The following is a 20269-nucleotide window of genomic DNA, read 5'->3' as shown; positions in this document are numbered from 1 at the left end:
CTTATGGCTTCGCTTCGGGCACGGGTTCGGGCGTTCGCCAGATCTCGTCGAGCTCCTTGAACTCTTGAAGCCGTTGCACAAGCGTGTCGTCTTCGCGTAGAGCCGACTTTAAAGTTTCGCGGGCAAGCTTTGCATCGCCTCTTTCGCGTTGCAGTTCGGCCAGATAGAAACGGCAGAGAGGATCACCCTGAGCCTTGTTTAAAGCAGACCAGGCCTGCTCTCGTTCATCCTCTTCAAAGAGAATACGGCCTTCGACGATGGCCGCTGCCTGTGTCGGATGAGCGGCCAGGATACGAAGCACAGCCGAGTATTTCTGTGCAAGGGCCGACTGTCCTTCTTTGAAAGGAGTGACGGGGTTGGCCGAGGATAATCTGTAGAGAACGCCTTTAGAGGCCGTTTCATCTACTTCAAGAGATCTATAGCGTGCAAGGGCCTGTAGCGCCTTTTCGTTACGTCCGTTCAGATAATGATGATGGGCGATCAATACAAGGGCCTGGGCGACATAGTGGTTAAACCTGTTCCCACGCTTCTCGTTCTCGAGGAAGAGTTCATCCATCTGCTTCTCGGCCTCTGCATAGTCGCCGACGTTCACGGCGCGGATCGATCGCAGAAGAGGTACGGCCGGGCGGTCGGGATCGGTTTTGCCGATACGATTCAGGTAAGGATCGATGGACGCTCGGTCATTCTTGAGAAGGGCAAGCATGGCCGCCAGAATCGAAGCCGGAGCACTTTTCTCGAAAAGCTTGCGATTCGATTTTAGAATACTGAGCGCTCGTTCCGCCTCGTCGATCTGCTCGAGCTCAAGATGAGCGAGGCCGCGCCCCGTATTCAGATAGAACTTAAACGTCTCATCGGGGCGATCGTTGCGCTTCTCGGCCTTTGCAAACGATACAAGCGCATCGTCGAATTCGCGCAGACCGTACTGGCAGACGCCCGCCTGAAAATGAGAGTACCACGAATCATCATCGGCGGCGATGGCCTTTTTGTAGTAGGGCAGGGCGTCGCGGCAACGATCGAGCTTGCGATAGGCGTCGCCGGCCTTCCAGAGGATCTTGATATTCTCGGGATCAAGACGCGCCGCCTCGGCATAGTGGGCGGCGGCCTGCGAGAGCTGCCCTCGCTTCTCGTCGGCCTCGCCCTCGGCAATCAGTCGCTGTATGCGCTTGCGGGCGGGATTCAGATTGGCCTCGGCCTGATCCCGGAACTTCTCGACCTCTCTGTTAGGCCGGAATGCTAAAAAGCGCTGCGATACCGAATAGAGATTATCCCAATCCTGTACGTGACGATAGTGCAGCACAAGCTTCCAGAAGGCCTTCTCTTTCAGCTCCGGAGCGAGCTGCAATTCCGTAGCCCGGCGGTATTCGCTCAAGGCCGCGCCCTTCTTGCCGGTGCGCTCATACACAAGGGCGGTGTAGTAATAGGCCTCGCCATCGGACGGCCTTGCCTTCTTTGCCGCCTGCAAGAGCGTGATGGCCTGCGAATAATTGCGCTTTGCAAAGGCGATCTTGCCTTCTCGCAGAGCATCCTGGGCCTGAAGACCCTGAACGGACAGAAAAATGAGGAGTACAGAAGCAAAAGAGAAGGCGAACTTTTTCATACCAGTGACCTGAGAGAAGCCCGACAGTGAACTCAAAGAGTTACACCTGAGCAGTCGGGAAGTAAATCCAGTACAGCAGACGGCAGATTGCTGTCATTCCGTATTGCCCCTGAAAGACGTTGACATACAGGCCGCAAATCCCGCATCTGAGCATCTATGTCGGCAAAGCAACCCGTGGTCCAGGTCGAAGGACTGAGCCGATCCTACGGCGATTTTCAGGCCCTTCGCCGGGTATCGTTTGAAATCAACAGAGGAGAGGTGGTCGGATTGCTCGGTCGCAACGGCGCCGGCAAAACGACATGCCTCAAGGTGCTCACCGGCCTTCTGCTTCCCACAGAGGGCAGGGTCTTTCTTGAAGGGAACGACATCGTCGCCGATCCCATGGCCGCTCGTTCTCGCATCGGTTATCTGCCCGAAAATCCCGCCGTCTACGCTGAGCTCACCGTACTCCAGTACCTGCGCTTCATCGCACGCCTGCGCGGCGTTTCCGAGGCGGAGTTTGATGCACTCTTTGAAAAGGTGACGTCAAAGACCGGGCTTGAAAAGGCCCGGCATTCTTTAATCAAACACCTCTCGCTCGGCTATCGCAAGCGAGTCGGTATCGCACAGACGCTTATGGGGCATCCGCCGCTTCTCATATTCGACGAGCCCGTTTCGGGCCTGGACCCGCATCAGATCGTCGAGATGCGCAAGCTTGTGCGCGAGCTGGCGCAGGATCATACGATCCTTCTTTCAAGCCACATCTTAACCGAGGTCTCGCGCACCTGCGACCGCGTCATCATTTTGCATCGCGGCGAGAAGGTCGCCGAGTTTCAGGGCGACGAGCTGAATAACCTTGAAGAGCGCTTCCTGTCGCTTACAGGCGGAGAGATGGAGGTAGGACGATGAATACGGAATCATCGATGAATCGCGGGCGACAGTCGCTTCTTCGCATCCGCTGGATTCTCTTAAAAGAGTTCGCTTCTTTTCCGGGCTCGGGATCGCCGGCTATCAGCCTGACCGTCGTCGTTTTTCTTGCCGGACTCGTCAGCGTCGTTCTCGGCCTCAGCCAGGGAGCGACCTACGAACAGGTGACAGCGCTGATGATTCGCATGTTCTACATTCTCACGTTAGTCGCCAGCGTTTTCTTAACGATGAACACGTTCGTCGCCGAGAAGCGTCAGGGCACGCTTGATCTGCTCTATACGCTTCCGGTCACAGATTTCGAGCTCGTAACGGGCAAGATACTGATGAACTTTTCTGTCGTCGCCGGATTGCTGCTTCTTCTCGACGTCATCTACATCGTCGGCATCGCCGAGACGCCTTTCTATCAGGCCTTTGCCGCCTTCGTTGGATTGCTCACTGTCGCCTACTATGCCGTCGCTCTTGGCGTTTTTGCCTCCTCGGTCAGCGAGAGTCCGTTTATGGCTCTTCTTATCGCTGTCGGCGTGATCATCGCCGTCGACATCGGCGGTTTTTATTCGGGGCTATTTCCCTCGCCGGCCCGTGAGATCTTCTCGCACTTTCACGCCTTCAATCAATTTCTGCCTTTTGCAAGAGGCGTAATCCCGCTTAAAGGGACGGTGCTCTTCCTGTCGGGCGGCGTCCTCTTTCATTTCCTGGCCGTGAAGGCGCTTGAGTTCCGACGCTTTCGCGGATGGAATTGAGCAAGGTTACTAACCGCACTGTATCGAGGTCTGCTATCATGAATCATACACGTTTCTCTCGCATGCTCAGCTCCGCCGGCGCATGGCTGCTTCTTGTCGGCTCCGTCGGCCTGCTCCTGTCGCTTAACTCTCTCGATGGCTGGATGGGATGGGCCTTCGCCCTGCTTTCCCTTGTCGCCTTGCTTGTTGATCCGATCGCCTTTTTTGTTGCGCCCGCTCCTTCGTTCCGGTCGGCCGCTGCATACTATCGACCGCGCCTGTTAGCCGCCTGGGCAACGTTCGCCCTTGCAAGCGTGCTCTTTATCGTGCGGTCGTTTCTTTCGTTGCCCCTTGATAAGACGGGCGCCGTCGAAGATACTCCGATTGGACGTCTGCGCTCGGTGCTGCTTGCGCTTTTCTTGATCGGCCTCTTCGGCGGATTCCTCTATCGCCTGTGGCTCGGTCTTGAGGCCGCCTCAGAAGACACGGTACGAGATCCGGGCATTCGCAGTCGATTCGGCTCTCTGGCTGCCCTTCAGGTCATCGGACTCGTCGCCCTGCTTGCAGGCCTGAACGTTATCTCGGCCTATCGCAACGCCTCGCTTGATCTCAGTCCCGGACTGTACTCGTATAGCGAACCGGCCCGCGCCGTCATCAAGGCCATCGACCGTCCCGTGCGTATCATCGCCTTTCTTCCCGTGCAGCAGGTGATCCGCGATACGGGACGGCGCACCACTCCTCCGGAACTGACGACGATATCAGAAGAGCTGCGCGTAATGATCGATCAGCTCAAGCTCATCAATCCGAAGTTATCCGTCGATATCGTGAACGCAGATTTAGTCGACCCCGGCAACGAAGAGTATCGCGGCATCACAAACGGCACGATCCTGATTCGCTCGTATTCCGATGAGGCATCGACGACAACGCCATTCGCCGAAAGAAGGGTCTACGTGTACGGCGAAAAGGATCTGGATCGGTTTGAAAAGAGCCTGATCGAGGCGCTTGTGCACGTATCGCTGCCGCCGTCGAAGATCTACTTCGCCCGGTCAAACGGCGAGCTCGGTCCCTCTGCCGGACGCCCCGCTCCAGACGGACTCGACGAATGGATCACCGCCTTGCGTTTCTATAACTTCACAATCACTCAGACGGACAGCGGCCCGACCATCACCATTCCCGACGACGCAAAAGCGTTAGTACTGGCGGGCCCGACCGTGCCCTACTCGATAGAGAGCCGTGATGCCATCCTTGCTTATCTGCGAAAAGGAGGCTCGGTGCTTGCGCTTGCCAATCCGACCGGCAAAGAGGATTTTGCCTGGCTTCTTGAAGACGTGGGCTCTCAATATCGCTTACAGTCGGGCTTTTTGAGTATGTTTCGCGATCATCCCGGCCTGCTGCACACGGGTTCGTTCAGCGATCATAAGATGGTCCAGAGCCTGAAGTCGGTGCTGCGCGGAGCCGTGCTGCTTTCCGGCCAGGGATTCTTCGAAAAGCGAAAGCCGACTGAGCCTGCGGCAACTCAGCCCGAGGGAACGAAGACCGCGTATAAAGAAGATCTGCTACTGCATTCCGACGGTCGCGCCTTTCGCGATCGCAATCGCAACGGGCGTATCGAGCCGGGCGAAGAGGCCGGTCGCTTCGTACTCGGTCTGCTCTTTGAAGATACCACAGAACGCCCTTCAGAAGGCTCGACAGCGCCCATGCCCGGCGAATCCCAGCGTGACGCTTCGTTAACCGCACAGCCGGGCAAGCTAATCGTGCTTTCGGACGCAAATATGCTTTCCAACGCCATGCTGGCCTTTCCCGTCGATAAAGAGAACGTGCGCTTCGGCCTTGATAGCATGCTCTGGCTGGTCGGCGGCAGCGAGATTCCCGGCATCGTAGTAAAAGAACGCACCGACCGCGCCATTCAGGTAAACGACGATCTGAAGCTGCGCAATATCGTGCTCGGCGTATTCGGATTTCCCGTCGCCTCGGGTTTGCTGCTTGCTCTTTCGCTCTATCTGTATCGCCGCCGCCGTAAGTTCGGAGAGCAGAATCGATGAGCTCCGAAAAAAAGTGGCTGCTCTTCGGAGCCCTCGGACTGATCGCCCTGCTCGGCTTCATCTTCTTTACTCCGAAGAAAGAAGAGTTCGGACGGCTCTGGCGTAAATCCATCGACGCCATCGAGTATGAAGGCCCGACCGGGCCGGTGCGTCTTGAAAAAGAATCGGGCTGGTTTGAAGACCGCTTCTTTATAACGCCTTCGGTTAACGGAAAGGTTATCCGCCGACCGGGATCGCCGGCCGTAAAAGGAATCTTCGCCGAATTCGAAGCTCCGATCGTCAAAGGGGAGTACATCCTCGATGAGGCCGAGGCCGGCAAACGCTTTGCCGACGCGCAATGCATCCGCCTCTTTCACGGAAGCTCCACCGACACGCTCTGCGCCGGAAGAACGCAGAACGCCCTCAGCCCCGTAAGGATGCCCGAAGATCCGCAGCGCGTCTATCTTCTGCCCGATCATATCTTCAGCCGGCTATCCACCGATCCCGCGCACTATATCGAGAAGCGGTTGATTGTGATGCCGGCAGGCACGGTTCCCGATCGCCTGCGCATCGTCGGCCCCGATCGCAGCGTCGAACTCTTTCGCAAAAAGCAGGCGGCCCAGGCGCCCGACGGATCTAAGGTCGAAGCTGTTCACTGGTTTGTAAAGGCGAAGGGCGGCGAGGAAAAAGAGATTGCACAGCCGACGGTGATGAACCTGCTCACGACGCTGTATGATATGCAACGAGACGAGATGCTGACAGAAAAAGAGACGCCCGGTCAGCCTCTTTACACGATAGAGCTTGATCTTGTGCTTGAAGGGCCGGCAGCCGGCAGCGCTCTCCAGCGCACGTTTGGCGATCGCACGCTGCGACTCACACTCTATAATGGAGAGCTTGAAGGGCCGAACGGTACGATGATCCGCGCGGACTCGGAGGGCGTCATCGATGCGGTGAAGAAGGAACGATTCGACCGCTTTGTCGATCGACTCAGTGCCATCCCGACTCCCTGAGATTCGGTTGCCGTCTTGAGTGCCCGTCAGTATCAGGAGTTGTGGATTCCGTTTGTGCCCTTTTCCGTCCGTCTCGATTTCTGCCGCTGATGCTGCTTTTGCTCTCCGTCGCATGCATCACCGAAGACAGGCGCCTATCGGGCCTTCCCGTCGAGCAGCGCACGCTTTTCTTACAGAACTTCGGCAACTCGACGTTTGAAGGCGATTTGCAGATGGAGCTGACGGAATCACTGCGCACATACATCCACATGCGCCGCGGATACGTTCTTGTTGAAGATCGTGACGCTGCTCGCTTCATTCTCTTCGGAGACGTCATCCTCTATCGCCGCGAAGGCCATCTGTTCGACAACGAGCTCAATCCCACGCGATACGACCTTAACATGGTCGTGCGCGTGCGCCTGATCGAGCGCCAGACGGGGCTGACGGTCACATCATTTGAAGAAGACGCCCGCACGCAATACTCCACTCAAGAAGGCCTCGTCGAAGACGAAGTCACAGCCCGACGCCGACTGTACTCGTCCATTTGCCGCAAGATCTACAATCGCATCAGCCAGGAATATCCGCAGCAAAGCCCTTCCCCCTGAAATAGCGCGTTAGAACAACCTTTGCATCAGTTGTGTCAGCAGCGGATACAGCGTCGCCGCGCCCAACAATCCGACCAATCCCAGCACAGGCACGCCCATCCGAACCCCGCCCGGTGCTCAACCAAACAACAAAGCACCACCCGCGGGGTGAGGAATGAGGTGTGCCCGTGCTTTACCCGCACGGCCGAAGGTGGGTGCAGGCGGGATTTAAGCTTGCCTGTTCGCGGACGCCGGTAGAATGAGCCTGTATGTCCCGCATTCGCCTCGAAGTTTCAAAAGAGCTTGAAGATATCATGCCGTTGTTTCTTGATACGGTGTCGAAAAACATATCGTCTATCCATGATGCACTTCAGTCCGGAGATTTTGAAACGGTCCGAACGCTCGGTCATCGTATGAAAGGGGCCGGCGGCGGTTACGGATTCGATCGCGTTACCGAACTGGGTCGCGAGATTGAGATCGCCGCGAAAGAAAGCAACGCGGCTCGTTGCCGCTCTCTCAACGAAGAGCTTTCACAACTGATGGCGAACACCGATATCGTCTTTGTCGATAAGCCGCTGTAAACCGACCTGAAAAAACACGGCGAAAACTATTTCTGAAAATAAAACATATTGACTTCCGTGCGGTAAGCGCTCACGCTACCGAAACATAAAAAACGGAGGTTCATTCAATGAACGAATTAACGATAGGAGCCATCGTCACCAACGGCATACAGATCGGGCTCCGGAACTTTGTTCCTCTTCTGATCAACGCCTTCCTGTACGTACTGACGGCGTGGATTCCCTATATCAACGTCGGCACTACGATCGGTCTCGTGAATCTTGTTCCGAAGATGGTAAAAGATGAAGGTCTGAGCCCCACTGAGATCTTCAACCCTGAGTATCGTAAGCAGATGGGCGAATTCTTCCTTCTTTCCGGACTTATGTTTGGAATGCTGCTCGCTTCACTGGCTCTTCTGGTAATGCCCATTGTGCGCATCGCCTTCGGCCAGAGCTTTTACCTGTTGCTGGATCGCGGCCTTGACCCTATGGCAGCACTTCGTAAAAGCAACGAACTGACTTACGGCAAAAAGTGGACGATTTTCCTTGGAACGCTGGCGCTCACCGCTGCACTCTTTGTCGGTCTTGCCATCCTCAGCGCGATCGGTGGGTTCATCCATCAGATCATCGGTACTCTGTTCGCATTTGCAGGCGCACTTGCATTCTTCCCCATTATGCTCGGTGCAAATGCCTATATCTACAAGGCTCTGACGAAGGATATGTGATTCACGCCCGCGGTCCAAACCATTTTGAATATGAAGAAGGCGGGCTGTGGCTCGCCTTTTTTATGCTCTTTGCAATAAACCGCCACCGCTGATCCGATAATAGAAACGGATCTATGGCTCTTGATGCGCGTACACTGGGCTTTCTCTTCGTGCAGCTTCTGGTGCTTTATGCGTACCTGAGCTACTACGGCAACCTGCGTCCATACATCTTTCTCTTCCAGTCCTTCCTGACGGGAATTCTTGCCGGCCTCATTCTCTTGATTTTATCCTCTGTGTTGAGCGGATTTTTTTTGCTGCTCAAGGGCGACTGGAGCGTCTTTATCAAGGCGGCCGCTCTCGAGAAAGCGATCAGCTATCTCTTTTTGCTGGCACTCATTCACCTGTTCTACCGAAAAGCAGGAATCCGGCGTTTTGTCTCGGCCGGTATCCACTTCGGGGCCGGTTTCGCATTTCTCGAAAACCTCGTTTATGCCTTCAATCTTCCTCCCGAAAGCATCTATATTCGCTTTATCAGCTCCGTGCCCATGCATCTGGCGACGTGCGGCATCCAGGCGTATTACATCGGCATGGGCCGATCCTTTGCCCTTTCTGGAAATAGAGTCAGGTCGCTTGTCCTTGCGTTTGCCGTTCCTGTCGCCCTGCACGGACTGTACGATCTGACCTGCATGCCCGATCAGGGTTGGGAGGTCTATACGGGGCCGATGATCGTCCTTTCCGTGCTGCTGTTTGAAGTCCTGTATTCGCGCATGCAGACCTTTCCCGAACATTCTTATCTCGCCGACCGAGCCTGGCGCTTCGAGGACTGGTTCACGCTTGAAAAGCAGCTCGGTTACGCCAAGTGGATCCTTTATTCGTCCGGGACGCGCAATCTACCGCATATTCCGTTCTTTCGCTTTCAGCCGAACTATCTGCGTATCTTTCTTTCGCTGGTCATGCTTGCCTTCGCCGCTCTTTATTTTATTGATGCGGATTGGTACTCGCCCTTTCTTAAAGTAGATACAAGCTATCGCCTCGCCATTTTCGGCATCATGCCCGCCTCGTTTGGCGTGATCTTTTTTGTTATCGGTAGCGTGAACTCCGAGTACTTTAAGAACAAACGGCTGCGTATTCCCGTCGTCGTCGACATCGAGATGACCGGTCACCGAAACACTCGCATCTCGGCGATCTCTTATGAGATCTCTTCGCGATCGATGTTTATCCATTCTGAAGATTTCTTCGGAGAAGGAGATCGCATTCAGCTCCGGATGAGCTATCATAACAGAACCAGCTCAACGATAACCTATGTCGTTCGCGAAACGATCGAGAATAACACCGGCCACTATCCCTCGGGAATGATCGTCGATCTTCTGCCCGATCAGCAATCCTATAAGCGCTACTTTCTGCGTTATCTTTTCTTTCGTTTGATCAAAGGCTTCATGCTTCTTCTGAATTTTCCGGGCAGTCATAGCGTGCGCGCGCTTTTCGTCCGTCCGCTCACCGTAATGCAGAACGAGCGCGACTACTGCGCCGGTGAGTCTATTTTCAAAGAGGGCGATCGCGGAGGACAATTCTTTCTGATAAAAAAGGGACAGATCGCATTCTTCAAGGAGCTTGATAACGGCAAGCGTCTGCAGCTCTCGGAACTCGGCCCGGGAAGTATCTTCGGCGAGATGGCTCTTGTATCAGATAAGCCGCGATCGGCGACTGCCGAATGCGTGACAGACTGTGTCGTTGCCGTGGCACACCGTGACCATCTCGATGCTCTGATGCAGGCGAACCCCGACTTCGTTCTGGGCCTGATTCAGAACCTTGTAAAGATCATACATAAAAACGAGGAGGAGTTACTACGACTGAAAAGCTCCCGCTGAGCTGGCGTCTCGACGATAAGGCGACCGTTATATCTCGCTCGCTGCTGCTCTCGCGCTCACAGTGGATTCAGAGCGCCTCGCTCAAGCAAACATCCGACCTTGATGAACTTCTCACCGCTCTGCTTGTATCTGCACGCCCTGCCGTTCTACGCGGAGCGGGCGAAGAGATTGCGCTACGATTTCGTAAAACAGGCAGCCACGTCTTCCAGAGCGGCATCGAAGCGGCCCTTGATCTCAATGATACGGCCTGGCATAGATCGTCGCTGCGAGAGCTTGCGAGGCGTGCTTTGCGGTACGGCCATATCGAATACTTCCCGACATCACAAACCGACCGGCCCTACCCCGATCTGAGTGAACTACGCAGCCGCTCCGCGTACGCAAACAGGCCGGCGTTACGCGGGCTTTATCTCACCGACGCATCTCAATGGCATAAGGCATGGTCTTTCGTCGTCGGCGGTCAGGTCGTCGGCCTGGTGACGGCCAGTCGTCGCGGTGAACGAGCCTACCACACAGAAATCCTTATGCGAGCACAGGACGCTCCGAAAGGAACGATGGAAGCGCTCATCATACGGGCGGCTACAGATCTCAAACAGGAGGGAGCATACGAACTCAGCCTTGGTGAATGCCCTTTTGTAGTCGGCGATCCGCCCGATATTCGCATTCATTTTTACGGACGTATGATGTCACACGCTTATCATGCGCGCGGACTATATGCCTTCAAAGCGAAGTTTCATCCGCAATGGAGGCCGGTCTTTCTGGTTAGCCGACGACGCCTCTTTCTGCCGCTTGTCGACCTGTTCTTCACAACAGGAAGCGCCCGCCTTTTCTTCGACGCTCTCTTTCACAGATAGAAGTCGCACCGACCATGGAATTCCGTGCCCCTTTGCAGGGCTCTAAATGTACTCGTCGCGCTCCTTCTTGATCAAGATGCGGCCTTCTTCATCGAGTCGTCGCGCCGTCTGAAGAATGAAGCCGCGCCCTTCGTTGATCTCACGCACCGAGATCGGGCCCCGATGGTCCATCTCATCAAGTACGTCGGCGGCGCGGTTCTGCGACAGCGAATTGAAAAAGGCGCGACGCATCTCTTCGGGCGCTCCTCGCAATGCGGTCGCTATCGTATCGGTGTCGATCTGCGAGAGAAGCAGACGCAGCTCCTTTGCATCGAGGCTCACAAGTTCTTCAAACGTATAAAGCCGCTCTTTCACGCGCTCAAACAGCTCGGGCTCGGCGTTCTGTAGCTGATCGAGGATGCGCTCTTCCGTTCCACGATCGAGATGGTTGAGGATGCCGGCCAACGTCTCGGCTCCGCCTGTGTCGCTGAAGGTTTCGTCGATGCGCTTCTCGAATTTCTCCTGAAGCGACTTCGCCGCACGCACGACGGCCTCGGGGCTGATCTTAGCCGAGCGGCCGATGCGCGTACAGAGATCCATACGCAACTCATCGGGCATGTATTTGAAGGCCTGGGCGGCCAGAGAGGGCTTCATATACGAGAGCGTGACGGCGGCAATCTGCGGATGCTCCTGCGACAGAACCGAGGCGATGAGAGAAGGCTCATAGGCGGTCAGAAAATCGAACTGCCGCCGTGCATCCTGCCGCTGCATGCGACTGAGCATCTCGTCGGCCTTCGCCTCGCCGAAGCTGCGCACAAGCATGCTGCGAGCGGCCTCGGGGCCGCCCTCCACCGGCGCCTCGGAAGGAACGGCCGAGCGGAACTCGTCAAGAATGCGATTCTTCTCTTCTGCAGTAATAAAGCGGATGCGACTCATCTCTTCGATGAGCAGGCGGATCTCGTCATCCCGCATCTCTCGCAAAATGCGCGACGCCTCGTCGGCCCCGAGGGCAAGAAGCAGCCGGGCTGCCTTCTGAACTCCGCCCTGAATCTGAAATTCCGGAAACAGGCCCCGATCCGACCGGTCGGCAGTATTTTTCTTGCTCCGGTTGTCTTCAATCATATCACCGACCGTAAAGTCGAGCGCTGAATCCTTCTTCCGCTTTTTCACATGGATTAAGTCGCATTCGGGCTCCATTTTTCAAACACATTTCCGATGGCGCACAGCAAAGAGCAGCAACTGAAACGGTGGATGACCGAGTCTCTCGCAGGAGACCAGCGCTCCTACAGGCTGCTGCTTGAAGAGAGCGCCCGCATGCTCTCGGACTACTTTCGCTCCCGCATCTACAGGCAGGATAACCGGGACGATCTGATACAGGAAACGCTGCTCTCGCTCCATCGGGCCCGCTCCACCTACAATCCTTCGCTGCCCTATTCGAACTGGATGTATTCGATCGCCTACCGTCGCTATATCGACTATGTAAGAAAACAGAGCCGTATCGATCGAATGGAGGTTCCGGGTGAAACCATCCTGCCTTTAATAGCGAATCATGAAAAGGAAAACCCCGACGACCTGGTCGATCGAGAGGCCGTATTGCGTGCCATTCAGGATCTGCCCGAGCGTCAGCGTGAGATCGTGCGTCTCCTGAAAATCGACGGATTCTCGGTGAAGGAAGCGGCCTCTATTCTTGATATGAGCGAAACGGCATTGAAGGTAGCCGCCCACAGGGCGTATAAGAAGATCCGGGCAAGATTCCCCGGTGGTGAGGCGGAGTCGTCGCTTCAGGGAGAGCGGCCATGAACGAACGCCGATCTGATCTTATCGATTCGCTCGTAAACGAGCTATCCTGCGTGCCCGATCGCTCGCGTCTGTGGCCGCCGCTCCTTACCTGGGCGGGCGCCTTTCTTATCCTTGTGCTTTCGTCGCTGACGATCGCCTCGATGATTATGCCCGAACGCAGCTGGGCATTTCATCTTATTAATCCGGCCTTTTTGCTCGCGCTTCTGCCCGCTGTGCCCTCGGGTATCTGGGCGATTCTGCTCTCTCTTCCTGGGCGCCGGACGAAGCCCTGGCAACTGCTCACTGTCGTGTTCTTCGTTCTATGGGGAGCATACCTTCTCTATGACATCTCGTTAATGCCGCAGGCAGCCGAAGAGATCATGCGCTGGCATGGCAGCATGTGTATCCTCGACATCATGCTCATCGGCATCCTGCCCTTCATCTTTCTCGCCATCATCGTCCGGAATCGCTTCGTCCTGAACCGCGAGGCATCGGCCATCGCTCTTTTTCTCTCGTCTTCACTGGCAGCATCGGCCTGCGCCGGCATCCTCTGTAGGGATCACAGCTCCCTGCACGTCTTTCAGGAGCATTTTCTACCGGTGACGGCTCTTCTGTTAATTGTGATGCTTGTGCAGAGCGGACTGAAACGATAGCCTGATGTAGCCGGCCGCCTGAATGGCCGATCAGTGCTTTACTTTCCGCTACACGGAATACTGCTTTACGAATCGCTCTTCCATCTCGGCTAACGTTTTGTTGAAAACGTTTCTATCAAGAAGCCCGTATGCCTTTAACACGCGGTATTCGATGTACTCGAACTGCTGGCAGCCTTTGAGAACCTCGGCCATGCAACGGGCGAGATAGACGGGATAAACGAGCGATTCTCTCGATTCATCTACATGAAGCGGACGCATCTGGTAGCGGATGGCATAAAGGATGTTCTCGGGAAAGTTCCACTTACGGGCCAGCATGGCGCCGATTTCGGGAAAGCTGATCCCAAGCGTCGTCTCTTCAAGCACGACCTGCACCTCGCTGCTCTCTTTGCCCGTCAGCTTTCGCAAACGATCGAAATCCTCTTCGCTGAACGAATAGATGACGATCCGGCCGAGGTCGTTCAGAAGGCCGGAGACGATGACCGTTTCCTTGAGCTCTCGCTTATCACGGACAAGCTGGCCTGCAAAAAAAGAAATGCGATTGCTGCTTTCCCAGATCTCTTCCATGCGCTCGCACGGAACAAGACCTGTAAGAATGGTGCGCACGCCGGCGACGAGCAAGAAAGACTTCACCTGATTGAGTCCTACGATCTGTACGGCTTCAAGAAGAGACGGATTTTTGTTTCGCGTAATATAACCCGCCGACCCTGCCAGTTTGAGTATTTGAGCGGTTAACGAAGGGTCTCGACCGATATGCGAGGCGATCAGGTCAAGCCCGGAACTCGGCGAATCGCACAGATCCATGAGGCGACGAATGTGTTCGGGAAAGGAGGGCAGCGCCTCCACCTTGCCGATGACGCGCTCACTCAGATGTCGCTCAATGACGGGACGACTGACGTGCAGCGGAATAAAGAGCTTCATCCGCGTTCCGTTTTTGTCGGCATGAAATTGAAGGTTCTTGCGTCCGATTCCCGTATTCTGAAGCAGGATGGTGATGAGAATCAATCCCAGGCCGCCGCCCTCCGAGAGGTCGATATTGCCCGTGAAGTCGGGATCGATGCCGACAGAGTGAACGTCGAACGAGAGTCGCTTCTGAATGCGCTCATATTCAAACGGCGAGATCTCCACATTATTCTCGATCGTGAGAAGCATGCCGCCGTCGGTAAGCGCGTACGTAATCACGATTCGCATGCCATGTTCGGCCAGCCGTATGGCCTGCGAATCCCACTTTTCGAGCACCTCGGTACGAAAGCTCTGCATTCCCTTCTGATAATCGGCCGCCTCGGAAAGACTGAGGCCTTCCCGCTCAAAGAAGACACGCTTGGCGCAGGCCTTCAGGAAGTTCGTTATCAGCTCGGATTGAATGATGAATATGGGCTCGTTCAGAAAGAGAAGGTCGAGTTCGGACAGAACTCTGTGTGTGAACGAATTGAGGTTACGCAAAAAAGCGTCATCGCTCCCCTGAAGCTCGTATACAAGGGAGCGATTCGAAAGCAGGCTCTCGGTGAGAGCGTTCTGATCTACTGAATGCGACAAGGAATAAAATGCTGCCGTATTCCGTCGGCCGGTCAACGCCTTTTTTCACGTACATGCAAAAACCCGCCGGAGCGGGTTTCGCCGTTTTTCGCCAACCGCAGAAGCAAGATCAATAGATGCGCAGCTTTTTGTTGGCGCGAATCGTTCGATAGTACACCATCGGCTGAGCGGGCATCTCACCTTCGCGCAGCTCACGCTTGGACTGCTCTTCTGCTTCGGCGGCCTTCTTTGCATCAAAGAGAACGATGGCGACGTTATTGAAGAACTCAAAGTCCGCCCGATACGCCGAGTAATGATGCGATCGGAAGATCAGCTTGCGACGAGTGTGTTCAAGTGTGTAGGTGTGGGCGGGAACATTCTTGAAGATCTTTGTGCGTTTTTCTTCGGGTGTCGGAGGCACATAGTTCGTCTGCACCAGCTCGTTCTGCGCCGGACCCTGATCTCCGTAAAGCTTCAAAAGCAGACCTTTCGTCGGGAATCGGTTGATATAGGCCACATACTTCCATGCCGGCGGAAAGACGTCACCGATCGGCTTGATGGAGCCGACAGTCGAACGCATACGCTCAATGGCGTACATATGCCTCTTGTAATCAGGATCCTCTTTCGTCCATATCTGGTCGGCGGCGATGTTCTGCGGGGTAATCGTAATGTACCGGTTCAGGAAGAGCCGCTTGTCGGGATTCTCTACCCGCCATGTGGGGTAAGGGACGATCCGTCGCTCGTCTTTATCGATGGCATTCGTTTCTGTATAGGCCATGACCCAGGCATACAGTTCGATAGCCTCGGATGTGTTATTATAAATGTCGAAGTAAACGTCGAGGATTTCACCTTTGCCGTCCGGAGCATAACGGCGATCGAGCGAGAAGTTCGATACGACAAAACGCGGATCGCTCATGGGCTGAGGATTGAAGTTCTCGATGGCGATCATCGCCGTATTGTTAACGGCCGTCGTATTGCCGGGCTGCGCCGGCTGCTCGGAAATATTGGGAGCCTGGCTGAACAGTACTCCTCCCGAGAGGAAGGTAACAAGTAGGGCAAACAGGCCGAGCTTCTTGAACATCACGGATCTCCTTCATCCAGTATCGAACGTCGCGGACTTGAAATTAACAGAGAAACAGAAAAACGCGGGCCTCTAAATCGACTGCGGGATTCTCATTTCAGCCCTCCGCCAGCTGCCAGGCAATCTCCGTTCGGAGCGCCTGCGATTTCCGATACGGCTCTACCATGATAAGAAAGCTCGGGTTCTCTACAATAAAAATGTTTGAACATCGCCCCGTAGGGAGCGAAACGGGTTCATGAAAACGATTCAGCTCGACGGCGTCGCCCTCGAACTCACCCCGCCCGACTCTCAGGACCAGAACTGGGTCGGAAACATGGAGGTGCTCGATCAGCTGCTCGCCTGCTGGATGAAGGTGCATGAATCCGACCTGCCGCTCAGTCCGAGGCTGATCGGCCGACCGGGCGTCGGTAAAACCACCCTTGCCTGCGCCGCCGCTAAGGCGCTTGACCGACCCTACTGGATCTTTCAGGGCACGATGGATACGCGTCCCGAAGACCTGCTCATCTCGCCTGTCATCAATGCCGAGGGAAAGATTAAATATGTCGCATCGGGCATCGTAACGGCCATGATCGAAGGCGGAGTCGCCATCCTCGACGAAGGCAACCGAATGGGCGAGAAGTCCTGGGCGTCGCTCGCCCCGCTGCTTGACCACCGGCGTTATGTCGAATCCATCGTCGCCGGCGTAAAGATCAAGGCGCATCCGGAGTTTCGGTTCTGTACGACGATGAACGAAGACGCCTCTACCTTCGAAATCCCCGAGTATATTCAGAGCCGGCTTCAACCGCAGATCTACATCGACTTCGCCGACGCCGACGAAGAACATGAAATCATCAAGGCGAACATGCCCTTCGCTCCCGACGAGATCATCGCCTACGTCGTCAGCTTCTTACAGAACGCTCATTCGCACGACGAACCGTTCTCGGTGCGGGACGGCATCAATATCACGCGTATGATCCTCAAGCTCGGTACGTCGCGAAAGCAGATCAACATCAACGGAACAGGCGCCGTGTCGCCGGGTCTTCTGCGAGAGCTTCTGCACGATGCCGTCATGGGCATTCTCGGCGACGACGCTCTGCGTTACATCGTCTGATTTCGAATCGGCCTACGTATGGTTAACCATGTCACACAGGGACCGCTTCCTTTAATTCCGCTGAGCGAGAAGATCCAGGCGCTGCCGGTGATTCACGGCTCGGCCGAGGTAACCGTTCTTGTACGCCGGGTCTTCTTCGAGCGGCCGCCTTCTGCCGTCGTTCTCGAACTGCCTGCCGATATGCGTCATGAGCTGCACAGAGCAATCGCTCATGCAGACGGCTTTCCGGTGCTCAAGCGCGACGGCGAGTTTCCGTTTTATCTGATCCTTGAACCTCTCGAACCGCTTGTTGAGGGATTGCGGTCGGCGGTTGAAGCCGGCGTTCCCGTCTTCTGCATCGACCGGCTGAGCAACCTGCCGTCGATCTTTCGCGAGCCCTTTCCAGATACCTACAGTCTTGTGCATTATCCGCTGAACGATCTGTATACGCAGTACCGCAAGGAACTGGCGACAGCCTCACCGGAAACCGACCTTATCGACGCCGTGCGCGAATTCAGCATGGCCGAATCTCTGCGTCAGATCGAAGCTGCCCTGCCCGGGCCCATCCTCTTTTTATGCGGCATCAGGCATCTGCCCCGCATTCAAAAATGGTTATCCAGCAGCGACGACGAATATGCAAAGGCCCGCGACGAGCTCATGGCGCTTGTTTCACCCTATGCCGCCGAAGATTCTGTGAGCGGCGAGCTGCAGGCCGTGATGGAATCGCATCTGGAATCAGAAGACGAGCCTCTCGATCTCATCGTGCAATCGCAGGAAAGCGAACGCCGTTACGAGAAGCCGATTCCTGGAGAGGTCGAGATCCTTTCGCTTTCAACCGAAAGCGGAGAGGTGCTCGAACAACCCGCATACTATAACGTGAAGTGGCTGCAGATACGCAATGATCCGCGCAGATTCCCGCTCTTTGATCGCATCCTTCTGCAGCGCGAAGTATATCGCACAGTACGGCGTATCTACGAAGAGGAATCGTCGGAGTTTATTCCGCCGCAGCGCGAAAAGCTCTTCTTTCGCTTCGCCCGCAACTGGTCGCTTCTCGGCAAACGGTTATTGCCCGATCCGTATCGACTCGTCGTCGCCGCCCGATCGTTCGTAAACGATAACTTCGCCCGCATCTTTTACGATACTCTTCTGCGTTTCGAGAAAAAAGACTCGCCCTTTCCCGAGGCCCGGGTAACGCTCGACGATCTCTATCGCAACAGCCGGATGATCCGCTTCCGTATGAAGCTCAATCATAAGCCGAAGGTGGCGCCGCCGGCCATACGCAAAGGGCTGCAACGCGAAAAATATCCAGGCGAATGGAAGGAGTCGTTCGGCGAAGGCGGCATGTGCTCGTACCCGCCAGAAGATATCATTATCGAGGACTTCGCGAAGTATCTGCAGACGAAAGCCGTTTCTCTTCTAAAGAGTAACGAAAGCCGCACGCTGCCTTTCTCGTCGTCGCTGCTTGACGGTATCGATTATCGCGAAACGATCCGCAACGTATATCAGGATCGCATTTTCGTAAAAGAAGTGCGACGCAAAGGAGCCGAAGCCGGCAGCGTCGTCGTCATCTACAGCGACGACGAAGAGGCCCATCCGTGGAAGGTCGTCTGGTGGGGAGAGCATACGCAGGAATCCGACATGGCCTTTTATGCGACTCCGATGCATACGCACATGGTCGGCCCGGGAATCAGTCGCTGTGTCTATGGAGGTTTTCTGTTAACCTACCCTCCCGGGCGGCTCGGCGATATCTGGACCGATCCCTTCTTCAATCAATTTGATAAGGCCCGCGATCGTCTGCTTGCCGCCGCCATTCTGTATAACGAGAAGAACGTCGTCGTGCACGTCGCCGAGCATCCTCCGTCGCAACGTCTGCATTACCTCGCCGGGCGCTTCGGCCAGCGCATCGCGCACTTTCCGCTTTCGAACATAAATCCGGTTCAGCTGAATCGCGTGCGCCGCTTTCACGTCCTTGACGGACGAGATAAGCGCGGAGGAGCGGGCGAGTTCATCTGGTAACCCGGCTCGCTCCCACCCTCACCCGCCATATCCTTACCCAGAAGTATTTCTCCTTGTACTGTTTTTGAGCCCGCGCAATATGTCGCATGAAGAAACGACAGCAGAGTGCTCAGGAACCACAGGAGCTGGATAGCGAAGTAGCCAATTGGGGGGCGCAGGAATTCGCCAGTGCAAATATCGGTGATGCGCGTTTGAACGCCAGACTCATTGCTGTCGCTGAGGCTTTCATGCAGAAGCCGGGTGCGTCTGTTCCAAAGGCGTCGGCAAGCTGGGCGGGTGCGAAAGGAGTGTATCGGTTCTTTGACAACGGCAAGGTGAACTCACAGAATATTTTAAGTCCGCACACAGAGTCCACGAAGCGAAGGATCGAGGGTCGAGAGCTTGTTCTTGCGATTCAGGATACATCGACGATCGACTATAGCACTCGTGACGCTATCGACGATATTGGACCGGCCGGCAATCGCCTTACAAGAGGACTTATGCTTCATCCCACTCTTGCCGTTACTCCCGAAGGCACACCGCTCGGAATACTGGATCTACAAATCTGGAATAGACCTGACAACACATGGTCTTCTGAACTCACACGTGAGGAAAGAAGAAATACTCCTCTCGAAGACAAAGAGAGCATGAAATGGATAAACAGCTACCGCAAGGTCTGTGAGATTCAAAAGGAGATGAATGATAAAGTTCACTTCGTAAACGTCTGCGATCGCGAAGGAGATATGTATGATCTCTTCCTTGAGCATCATAAACTATCTACAGAAAATCCGCCTGATTTGCTTGTTCGAGCTGCAAAAGACCGCAAATTGGCCGGGGATTCGGGCTTTTTGTGGGATTTCATGGAGTCCATAGATGTATTCGGTGAGTATGATATTCAGGTTCAAAGAAAGGTGGGTAAGAAAGCAAGAGAAGCAACGCTGCAAATACGCTTCTCAAAGATAACAATGCGACGGCCTTTTCACCGATATCCTGTGAAAGAGAATCCATCTTTCGATCTCTATGCAGTATATACATGCGAAAAAAAATCCACCGCAAAAGGAAGAGGGGATTTCATGGATGCTGCTCACCACAATGCCGGTTCTCACTTTCGAAGAAGCCGTTGAGAAGGTGGAATGGTACACCGATCGCTGGATCATTGAGACCTTCTTCAAGGTCCTCAAATCTGGATGCAAGATTGAAAACCGACAGATGAAGACCGGAGCTCGACTGATGTCATGCATCACAGTCGATAGCATCATCGCATGGAGAATCCTTTTCCTGACATTCATAGGCAGGGAACTTCCAGATCTCTCCGCAGAAATTGTTTTTGAACCACACGAATGGCAGAGCCTGCACTGTCGGATCAACAATACATCCGAACTCCCAAACACGGTTCCTTCTCTCT

19 protein-coding genes are annotated in these 20269 nt (G+C 55.0%); 15 read left to right on the top strand and 4 right to left on the bottom strand.

The window, feature by feature from the left end; translation table 11 throughout:
- Window position 1: 1 nt before the first annotated feature.
- The gene (locus tag LEPIL_RS16805; RefSeq protein ID WP_002774297.1) at window positions 2-1597 is read right to left on the bottom strand and encodes a tetratricopeptide repeat protein; all 1596 of its coding nucleotides are present in this window, start codon (window positions 1595-1597) and stop codon (window positions 2-4) included.
- A gap of 156 nt (window positions 1598-1753) precedes the next feature.
- Here LEPIL_RS16805 and LEPIL_RS16800 point away from each other — a divergent pair, with 156 nt between their 5' ends.
- The 9 genes from LEPIL_RS16800 (at window position 1754) to LEPIL_RS23100 (ending at window position 10796) form a co-directional block, all read left to right on the top strand.
- On the top strand, window positions 1754-2485 hold the full coding sequence (locus tag LEPIL_RS16800) for an ABC transporter ATP-binding protein (protein ID WP_002774296.1): 732 nt from the start codon (window positions 1754-1756) through the stop codon (window positions 2483-2485).
- On the top strand, window positions 2482-3243 hold the full coding sequence (locus LEPIL_RS16795; protein ID WP_002774294.1) for an ABC transporter permease: 762 nt from the start codon (window positions 2482-2484) through the stop codon (window positions 3241-3243). The genes LEPIL_RS16800 and LEPIL_RS16795 overlap by 4 nt, the downstream gene beginning before the upstream one ends.
- Window positions 3244-3281: 38 nt before the next feature.
- Window positions 3282-5264 (top strand): Gldg family protein, encoded by a 1983-nt coding sequence (locus LEPIL_RS16790; RefSeq protein WP_002774292.1) that lies wholly within the window; start codon window positions 3282-3284, stop codon window positions 5262-5264.
- Entirely contained in the window at window positions 5261-6253 is a 993-nt protein-coding gene (locus tag LEPIL_RS16785) for a hypothetical protein (protein ID WP_002774290.1), read from the top strand. Before LEPIL_RS16790 ends, LEPIL_RS16785 begins: the two co-directional genes overlap by 4 nt.
- Before the next feature lie 41 nt (window positions 6254-6294).
- Window positions 6295-6837 carry an LPS assembly lipoprotein LptE gene (gene lptE, locus LEPIL_RS16780; RefSeq protein ID WP_040919043.1) on the top strand — a complete coding sequence of 181 codons (543 nt, stop codon included), beginning with the start codon at window positions 6295-6297 and terminating at the stop codon, window positions 6835-6837.
- Window positions 6838-7085: 248 nt separating this feature from the next.
- A complete protein-coding gene (locus LEPIL_RS16775; RefSeq protein ID WP_002774285.1) occupies window positions 7086-7397 on the top strand; it encodes an Hpt domain-containing protein in 312 nt (103 codons plus the stop codon).
- Window positions 7398-7504: 107 nt separating this feature from the next.
- Window positions 7505-8098, top strand: coding sequence for a hypothetical protein (locus tag LEPIL_RS16770; protein WP_002774284.1), 594 nt, complete (start codon window positions 7505-7507; stop codon window positions 8096-8098).
- 113 nt (window positions 8099-8211) lie between these two features.
- Window positions 8212-9945: a cyclic nucleotide-binding domain-containing protein gene (locus LEPIL_RS16765; RefSeq protein WP_002774282.1), complete on the top strand. Its 1734-nt coding sequence runs from the start codon at window positions 8212-8214 to the stop codon at window positions 9943-9945.
- A complete protein-coding gene (locus LEPIL_RS23100) occupies window positions 9942-10796 on the top strand; it encodes a phosphatidylglycerol lysyltransferase domain-containing protein (protein WP_002774280.1) in 855 nt (284 codons plus the stop codon). Before LEPIL_RS16765 ends, LEPIL_RS23100 begins: the two co-directional genes overlap by 4 nt.
- Before the next feature lie 42 nt (window positions 10797-10838).
- Here the strand turns inward: LEPIL_RS23100 and fliG are convergent, their stop codons facing one another.
- On the bottom strand, window positions 10839-11945 hold the full coding sequence (gene fliG, locus LEPIL_RS16755) for a flagellar motor switch protein FliG (protein ID WP_157135100.1): 1107 nt from the start codon (window positions 11943-11945) through the stop codon (window positions 10839-10841).
- Between the two features lie 45 nt (window positions 11946-11990).
- On the opposite strand from fliG, the gene LEPIL_RS16750 reads away from it, so the two are divergent.
- Window positions 11991-12575, top strand: a complete 585-nt coding sequence (locus tag LEPIL_RS16750) for a sigma-70 family RNA polymerase sigma factor (protein ID WP_002774276.1) — start codon at window positions 11991-11993, stop codon at window positions 12573-12575.
- A complete protein-coding gene (locus LEPIL_RS16745) occupies window positions 12572-13207 on the top strand; it encodes an NrsF family protein (protein WP_002774273.1) in 636 nt (211 codons plus the stop codon). Before LEPIL_RS16750 ends, LEPIL_RS16745 begins: the two co-directional genes overlap by 4 nt.
- 48 nt (window positions 13208-13255) lie before the next feature.
- On the opposite strand, the gene LEPIL_RS16740 is transcribed toward LEPIL_RS16745, so the two are convergent.
- The gene (locus LEPIL_RS16740) at window positions 13256-14740 is read right to left on the bottom strand and encodes an HDOD domain-containing protein (protein WP_002774272.1); all 1485 of its coding nucleotides are present in this window, start codon (window positions 14738-14740) and stop codon (window positions 13256-13258) included.
- 109 nt (window positions 14741-14849) lie between these two features.
- On the bottom strand, window positions 14850-15800 hold the full coding sequence (locus LEPIL_RS16735) for a hypothetical protein (RefSeq protein ID WP_002774270.1): 951 nt from the start codon (window positions 15798-15800) through the stop codon (window positions 14850-14852).
- Between the two features lie 235 nt (window positions 15801-16035).
- On the opposite strand from LEPIL_RS16735, the gene LEPIL_RS16730 reads away from it, so the two are divergent.
- From LEPIL_RS16730 to LEPIL_RS23965, 4 genes are all read left to right on the top strand, one after another.
- Window positions 16036-16890, top strand: coding sequence for an AAA family ATPase (locus LEPIL_RS16730; protein ID WP_002774268.1), 855 nt, complete (start codon window positions 16036-16038; stop codon window positions 16888-16890).
- 18 nt (window positions 16891-16908) lie between these two features.
- Complete coding sequence (locus tag LEPIL_RS16725; protein ID WP_002774267.1) at window positions 16909-18885, top strand: hypothetical protein; 1977 nt, start codon at window positions 16909-16911, stop codon at window positions 18883-18885.
- An 86-nt stretch (window positions 18886-18971) separates the two neighbouring features.
- Window positions 18972-19988: an IS4 family transposase gene (locus tag LEPIL_RS16720; protein ID WP_052608436.1), complete on the top strand. Its 1017-nt coding sequence runs from the start codon at window positions 18972-18974 to the stop codon at window positions 19986-19988.
- Window positions 19942-20269, top strand: a 328-nt coding sequence (locus LEPIL_RS23965; RefSeq protein WP_246811971.1) for an IS4 family transposase, incomplete at its 3' end; no start/stop codon positions are given. The genes LEPIL_RS16720 and LEPIL_RS23965, both read left to right, overlap by 47 nt.

The organism is Leptonema illini DSM 21528, assembly GCF_000243335.1.
GTDB classification, from domain to species: Bacteria; Spirochaetota; Leptospiria; order Leptospirales; family Leptonemataceae; genus Leptonema; species Leptonema illini.
This window is presented reverse-complemented; position numbering and strand designations above follow the sequence as displayed.